At 62.1% G+C, this 541-nt stretch carries 1 protein-coding gene and 1 pseudogene; one reads left to right on the plus strand and one right to left on the minus strand.

Translation table 11 applies throughout. The features are described from left to right. Nucleotides 1-324, minus strand: a 324-nt coding sequence (locus CFP71_RS41645) for a YceI family protein (protein WP_143267274.1), incomplete at its 3' end; no start/stop codon positions are given. A 107-nt stretch (nt 325-431) separates the two neighbouring features. Here CFP71_RS41645 and CFP71_RS45230 point away from each other — a divergent pair. Further along, nucleotides 432-541, plus strand: a pseudogene (locus CFP71_RS45230) (MarR family transcriptional regulator); the annotation flags it as partial.

The raw sequence follows: 541 nt of genomic DNA on the forward strand, positions 1-541 counted from the left end.
GTCGATGACGTAGTCGCCGCCGTCCTCGCGGATGCCGGTGGAGCGGAAGGTGATGACCGGGTGCTCGTCGACGTGGAAGAAGTCCTCGGACTTGAGGTGCGTGTCACGCCCGTCGACACCGCTGGCGACCGACGACGCGTCGATCTCGACGGTGACCGAGGAGTCGAGGATGTTGTCGGCGGTGACGACCTCGCCGGTGAAGGCGGTGAAGTTGCCGCGGGACTTCGCCAGGCCGAGGTGCTTCACGGTGTAGGCGATGTCGGAGTGGGCGGTGTCGATCGTCCACTTGCCTGCGACGTAACCCGGGATTTCGGTGGTGGTCATGTGAGTCGATCTCCAAAAGTCTGTGGTGAACCCTGAGCTGGTTGAGCGCTCAACAATGACTGTAGCGTAGTTTGGTTGAGCGTTCAACCAGGGGTAGTATGGGTCTCATGTCCGAACCTCGATGGCTCTCCGACCAGGAGCAAAAAGTCTGGCGTGACTTCTCCGCGGCCACGCGGATGCTGCAAGCCCATCTGGAGGGCCAGCTTCAGCACGAGGC

The sequence above is a fragment of the Amycolatopsis thailandensis genome, from assembly GCF_002234405.1.
Lineage (GTDB): Bacteria > Actinomycetota > Actinomycetes > Mycobacteriales > Pseudonocardiaceae > Amycolatopsis > Amycolatopsis thailandensis.